Source organism: Streptomyces sparsogenes, assembly GCF_001704635.1.
Classification (GTDB): Bacteria; Actinomycetota; Actinomycetes; order Streptomycetales; family Streptomycetaceae; genus Streptomyces; species Streptomyces sparsogenes.
In genome coordinates, this window is record NZ_MAXF01000143.1 from 1 (window position 1) to 5891 (window position 5891).

The 5891-nt window shown below is 73.0% G+C and carries 7 protein-coding genes; 3 read left to right on the forward strand and 4 right to left on the reverse strand.

Going from position 1 to position 5891, the window contains the following annotated elements:
- Window positions 1–348 (forward strand): transposase (locus BBH68_RS29705; RefSeq protein ID WP_141713083.1); only part of this gene is annotated, 348 nt, incomplete at its 5' end.
- Window positions 349–563: 215 nt separating this feature from the next.
- Here the strand turns inward: BBH68_RS29705 and BBH68_RS29710 are convergent.
- Both BBH68_RS29710 and BBH68_RS29715 read right to left on the reverse strand, forming a co-directional pair.
- A complete protein-coding gene (locus tag BBH68_RS29710) occupies window positions 564–1271 on the reverse strand; it encodes an SMI1/KNR4 family protein (RefSeq protein ID WP_141713084.1) in 708 nt (235 codons plus the stop codon).
- Between the two features lie 128 nt (window positions 1272–1399).
- On the reverse strand, window positions 1400–2068 hold the full coding sequence (locus BBH68_RS29715; protein ID WP_065966820.1) for a TetR/AcrR family transcriptional regulator: 669 nt from the start codon (window positions 2066–2068) through the stop codon (window positions 1400–1402).
- Window positions 2069–2125: 57 nt separating this feature from the next.
- Between BBH68_RS29715 and BBH68_RS29720 the strand changes: the two genes are divergently transcribed.
- A complete protein-coding gene (locus tag BBH68_RS29720) occupies window positions 2126–3574 on the forward strand; it encodes an MFS transporter (protein WP_065966821.1) in 1449 nt (482 codons plus the stop codon).
- Window positions 3571–3975 carry a cupin domain-containing protein gene (locus BBH68_RS29725; RefSeq protein ID WP_065966822.1) on the forward strand — a complete coding sequence of 135 codons (405 nt, stop codon included), beginning with the start codon at window positions 3571–3573 and terminating at the stop codon, window positions 3973–3975. The genes BBH68_RS29720 and BBH68_RS29725 overlap by 4 nt, the downstream gene beginning before the upstream one ends.
- Before the next feature lie 168 nt (window positions 3976–4143).
- Here BBH68_RS29725 and BBH68_RS29730 read toward each other — a convergent pair whose 3' ends face one another.
- Together BBH68_RS29730 and BBH68_RS29735 are read right to left on the reverse strand one after the other, a co-directional pair.
- On the reverse strand, window positions 4144–5415 hold the full coding sequence (locus BBH68_RS29730) for an ROK family protein (RefSeq protein WP_065966823.1): 1272 nt from the start codon (window positions 5413–5415) through the stop codon (window positions 4144–4146).
- A 67-nt stretch (window positions 5416–5482) separates the two neighbouring features.
- On the reverse strand, window positions 5483–5891 hold a 409-nt coding region (locus BBH68_RS29735; protein WP_141713085.1), incomplete at its 5' end, for a response regulator transcription factor.

A 5891-nucleotide genomic window follows, 5' to 3' on the forward strand; every position in this document is an offset into this window, starting at 1 on the left:
TTCCTCGCCGCGACCGGCGGCGACATGAACGCCTTCGGCACCGCCGACCGCCTGGCCGGCTACGCCGGCCTCGCCCCCGTCCCCCGCGACTCCGGACGCGTCAACGGCAACCTCCACCGCCCACGCCGCTACCACCGCGGTCTGCTCCGCGTCTTCTACCTCTCCGCCTTCGCCAGCCTCCGGGGCTGCCCGGCCTCGAAGCGGTTCTACGAACGTAAGCGGACCGAGGGCAAGGGACACAAACAGGCGCTGTTGGCGTTGGCCCGCCGCCGGGCCAACGTCCTGTGGGCCATGATCCGCGACGGAGCGTGCTACCAAGCCACACCACCAGTCACGGCAGCGGCTTGACAACGTCATTGGAAAGTCTCCTGGGGGTCGGTGTCGCCGTCGGGACGAGACGACACCCCCTGCTCCAGGGGACACAAAAAGGGCCGTCCGTCCGAACGGCCCTTTCCACGTCTGAGAGGCGGCCGCTCCTAAGAGGAGCGCCACCAGCTGAGACACGGCGAAAGAAGCATGAGCGCAGCATAACGTCACCGGGCCCCGGCAGGTCGTGATCCCCGTCACCCGTCTTCCACTCGGTCGGGGATGAACCGAAGGCGTGGCGGGGGTTCGGCCGTCGTGTCCCAGGCGCGCCGCTCCGCGTGGTCGAGCCAGTCGAGATACCACTCGGCGAAGGTGACCGGTCCCGTCCGGCCCCGCGGCTCGATCGGCACCACGCCCTCGCCGACGGCCCGTACGTCGTCCCACATGGTGCCGCGGTACGGGCCCGTGACCACGAGGAGCGAGTAGTACGCGCAGCCCTGGGAGCCGACGCAGAGGGTGCCCTCGGTCAGGGCGTCGTTCAGCTCGTCGCGGCGGGTGTCCCAGGCGGCGTACGTGGCGGCGAAAGCCTCGTCGTCCGGGTGGTCCTCCCGCCGGGGCTCCGCCTCCTCGTGCTCCTCCAGCTCGGCCGTGAGCCCCGGGCGGAAGGGCAGCGCGCAGTGGCCGGTGGCGGGCGGGGTGTCGGGGCCGGGCGGCCGCAGCGGCAACAGGCCGTAGTCGGGGCCCGCGCCGCCCGAGCCCACCTCCATGAGGAACGTGCGGTACTCCTCGGGCAGTCCGGTCCCCAGCCACCGCTCCACGTCCCGCAGCCGCTCCTCGGTGAGGACGGGCAGCAGCCCGAAGTCGTGGCCGTGACCGGGGTGGTCGGCGCCGAAGACGGCCCACCACCGCGGCGCCTTCCGCAGCGCGAGCACGCGCTCCCGCACCCCTGCCCACGTCCCGCTCACCGTGCCTCCTAAGCGATCTCCGCGCCGCTCGAAATGGATGATTTCGTTCCGCCCCACCGGCGATTCCGCGTCCCTATGATCGACCAGTCATCCCGGAGGCCAGGCGCGTGTATCCCCGGGGCGACTCGTCAGCGGGCGGCGAGAAGGCCGTCCACCATGGCGCGGAGCCCGTCGAGGTAGGTGTCCTCAGCGGTCAGCGGTGCCCAGTGGTCCGCGGCCTGTGCCAGACGGGGTAGTTCGCCCGGGTCGAGATCGGCAAAGATCCGCTCCCGGTAGGTGGGGCGGTCGTCGTCTGTGCGCCTCCGGGCCGCTGTCGCCCGGACCACGATCTCTCCGACCGTGTAGTACCAGATCGCGCGGTATCCCTGGATGGCCCGCTCGGGGGTCAGTCCGCATGCGACCAGACCGTCGACGATCTGCTCGACGAACCACAAGGCGGACGCGGACATCAAGTCGTCGGCAGTCAGCACCTCCACGATCCAGGGGCAGGCGGCGAGCGCTTCGTGGATCGCGGCAGCAGCGACGACGATCCGCTCGCGAGGCTGGGCGGGCAGTTCGGGCCGGTGCAGCGCCCGCGCGGCGTAGTCGTCCAGCAGCAGGACGAGCAGTTCTTCCTTGTTGCGGACGTGGTGGTAGAGCGCCATCGGCGTACTGCCGATCTCCGTGGCCAGCCGCCGCATGGTCAGCCGGTCCACGCCCTCCGAGTCCACGATCCGGCGGGCGGTTGTGACGACCTCCTCGCGGGAGATGCGGGGAGGCCGGCCGAGCGTTTTGCGCGGTGCGGATGGTTGCGGCATGCCCTCATCATCCCCCAGGTGTCGACAGCGGTGATCCTCCAAGGCTATTTTCCTTACATGTATAAAAACTTGCGGGGGCGGCCCGGAGTGGTACTGGCGGCGGTGGCCGTCGCCCAGTTCGCCGTCGCCCTGGACCTGTCGGTGGTCAACGTCGCACTGCCCGCGATGCGCACCGCGTTGGGGTTTGCGCCACTCGCCTTGTCGTGGGTCGTGCACGTCTACGCGCTCACGCTCGGCGGATTCCTGCTGCTGGGCGGCCGCGCATGCGACCTGTACGGCCGGCGTCGGCTCTTCGTGCTGGGCCTCGCCTTCTTCGGGCTGTGCTCACTGGCGGGCGGGCTGGCCCAGGCCCCCTGGCAACTGATCGCCGCCCGCGCCGGTCAGGGCCTGGGAGCCGCGGCAGCCACCCCGGCCACGCTGGCGATGCTCACCACCGCCTTCCCCGAGGGCCCGCAGCGCGTACGCGCGCTCGGGGTGTGGAGCGGGGTGAACGCCGCAGGAGGAGCACTGGGCGTGCTGGCGGGTGGCCTGCTCACCCAGTACGCGGGCTGGCGCTGGGTGATGCTGATCAATCTGCCCATCGTGGCGGTGGCTCTCGCGCTGGTTCTCGCAGGCGTGCCCGCCGAAGCACGCCCCGCCCGGCGCGAGAGGCTGGACGTGCTCGGCGCCGTCCTGGCAACCGGTGGAGCCGGTCTGCTGGTGCTCGGGGTGGTCCGCACCGACACCCAAGGGTGGGGCTCCCCGGCCACATGGGCGATGCTCGGCGCCGCGGCCGCGCTCCTGGCCGCCTTCATCGTCGCCGAATCCAGGACTCCCGCACCGCTGTTGCGCCTCGGCCTGCTACGCAGCCGCTGGGTCGCCGGCGCCAACGTGTTGGTCTTCTTTTCCACGGCCGGGCAGTTCGCGGCGTTCTACTTCGTGTCCCTGTACATGCAGCAGGTGCTCGGCATGGGCCCCGCAGCAACCGGCACCGCGTTCCTGCCCTTCTCCGCGAGCCTGGTCGCGGGCAGCATCGTCGCGACCCGCGTCACCGCGGCACGCACCCCCCGCACGGCCCTCGTGCCCGGTGCCCTGCTCGCCGCCGTAGGCCTGGCCTGGTTCGCCTGCATCAGCCCCGACGGCGGCTTCCTCACGGACGTACTCGGTCCCTGCGTCATCACCGGAGTCGGCGTCGGACTGGTCATAGCCCCGATCGTCGCCGCCGCGACTACGGGCGTCGCCCCCCGCGAGGCCGGCATGGCCTCCGGCCTCATGAACAGCTCCCGCCAACTCGGCGGCTGCATCGGCCTGGCCGCCCTGGCCACCATCGCCGCCCACCGCACCGGCACGGCGACCAGCCCTGCCGCCCTCAACGACGGCTACGCCCTGGGCCTGGCCCTCGCCGCCGCCCTTTTCGTGCTCGCAGCCGTCGTGGCGATCGGCGTACTGCCCCGCCGCCAGGCCGAAACACCCGGCCCGCGACCCCCCACCACCGCAGAGAACCGACTGGAAGGAACACCGGCATGACGACGACACCCCTCTCACCCATCGACCTGTTCGCCTCGGCGCTGCACATCCACCCCGATGGCGTCGTCCAAGCTGCCGAACGGCGGATGACGAGCAGCGACTCCGGCGCCTGTCAGATCGCGACGTTCCGCGTGGAGGCCGACGCCGACGTACACGCCGACCACTGGGAGATGCACCCGGAGGCCGAGGAGGCGGTGTGCTGCCTGACCGGAGGTGTCCGCCTCTACCTCCGTCCCACTGGGCCCGGCGGCACCGAGCAGATGGTCCCGTTGCGGGCAGGCACCGCCGTGATCGTCCCCCGCGGTCGCTGGCACCGCCTGGAGCTGGACACTCCCAGCGACCTCATGTCGATCACCCTTCGCCACGGCACCCGCCTCGAAAAGCGCACTGACACTCGCTAAGCGGAATGCGGCCCGGCAGACGCCCTGCATCGTTGTCCTCCGCGACCAGCGCCAGCAGCCGGGCCGTGCCCGCGTCACCCGAGCGCTTGCTGGTCCGGGTGCAGCACGCCTTCGGGGCCTGCTGCACGCCGGCCCCCGCCCCGCTCAACTGACCGGGCCCTTCGGCCGCTACCGGACCGGCCGGCGGGCGGTGACCGTGGACTCCACGGCGAACAGCTCCTCCTCCACATGGTCGAGGGCCAGCCGGAGCGCCCCGGTCACGACGGCCGCCTCGCCGAGGAGGGACTGGGTGACCTGCGGCGGGCGCAGGCAGTAGCGGGCGAGCTCGTCCCGGAGGGGGCCGAGGACGCCGTCGAGGCCGGTGGCCCAGCCGCCGACCACCACCAGCTCGGGGTCCAGGGCGAGGACCAGGGCCGCCACGTCGTGGACGAGGCGGCGGACGAAGCGGTCCACGGCGGCGCGGGCGTGGGTGTCACCGGCGTCGGCGAGGGCGAGGACGCGCGCGACCTGGTCCTCGTCGAGGGGGTTGAGCGGTTCGCCGGTGGTGGAGAGGACTTCCTCCGGGGTGGCTTCGCGGCCCAGCAGATGGAGGGCGCCGATCTCGCCCGCGGCGCCCCCGAAGCCGCGGTGGAGCCGGCCGCCGATCAGCGAGCCCGCGCCGGGGCTCAGGCCCGCCAGGACGAAGACGACGTCGTCGGAGCCGACGGCGGCGCCCTTCCAGTGTTCGGCGACGGCGGCGGTGTTCGCGTCGTTCTCGACGAGCACCGGGCAGCGGAAGGAGCGGCGCAGCCGCTCCCCGAGGCGCAGTCCGGTCCAGCCGGGGAGGGCGGTGCACAGGTGGACGGTGCCGTCGGCCTCCACGATGCCCGGGCTGCCGACGCCCACCGCCCGCAGCGAGTAACGGGCCACCCCCGCCCGGCGCAGCAGATCGGCGACGGCGGTACGGATCCGCTCCAGGCGCTCGTCGGCCGACGCCTTCTCGGAGACTTCCCGCACGGCCGAGCCCAGCGGACGGCCGTCGAGGTCCGAGAGCAGGGCGGCGACCCGGTGGGCACCGATCTCGATGCCGAGGAGGTGGCCGGCCTCGGCCCGGAAGCGGAAGCGCCGGGCCGGGCGCCCCTGGCGGCGTACCCCGCCCTCCTCGGCGGGCATCTCCACCACCAGTCCCTCGGCGGCCAGCCCCTCGACCACGCCCTCCACGGTGGGGCGGGACAGGCCGGTCACCCGGGTCAGGTCGGTGAGGGTGGCGCAGCCGGGGGCGCGGTCGGCGGTGAGGTCGGTGAAGGGGTCGGTGCTGGCGCCGGCGGCGGGGCCGGGGTCCGTGCCGTCACCGGGCTCCGGGCCGTCGGGCGACACGGTCGCCGCGCGCAGCGCGTGCAGGACCACGGCGGAGTTGATGCGCCGCAGCAGGGACGGATCCCCACCGGTGAGCCGCCCCACGTGGGCCTCCTCTCCTGTGCGTGTTGCCGGATGGTAGCCGCTGGACGGGGGCGCGGCGAGAGCCGCGTCAGCCGGGCGCCACGAAACCCGACTCGTACGCGGCGATCACCGCCTGGGTGCGGTCCCGCGCGCCCAGTTTCGCCAGCACCGCGCTGACATGGGTCTTGACCGTCTCGGCGCCGATGAACAGCCGACCGGCGATCTCCGCGTTCGACAGGCCACGGGTCATCAGCCGCAGCACATCGGCCTCGCGTTCGGTGAGGGCCGCGCGCTCCATCGCCTCGCGGGCGCGCGCGTTGCCGCCGCGGGCCGCGGCGAGCGACCGTACGGACGCGGGGAACAGCAGCGACTCGCCCTCCGCCGCCAGGCGCACCGCGTGCACGATCTCGGCGGGGCGGGCGCGCTTGAGCAGAAAGCCGTCCGCCCCGGCGCGCAGCGCCTCGTAGACGTACTCGTCGTTCTCGAAGGTCGTCACG

Bases quoted from the DNA above. Each gene is read 5' to 3' on its own strand.
- BBH68_RS29715 (WP_065966820.1), bottom strand. From the start codon at position 2,068: ATGCCGCAACCATCCGCACCGCGCAAAACGCTCGGCCGGCCTCCCCGC.
- BBH68_RS29720 (WP_065966821.1), top strand. From the start codon at position 2,126: ATGTATAAAAACTTGCGGGGGCGGCCCGGAGTGGTACTGGCGGCGGTG.
- BBH68_RS29725 (WP_065966822.1), top strand. From the start codon at position 3,571: ATGACGACGACACCCCTCTCACCCATCGACCTGTTCGCCTCGGCGCTG.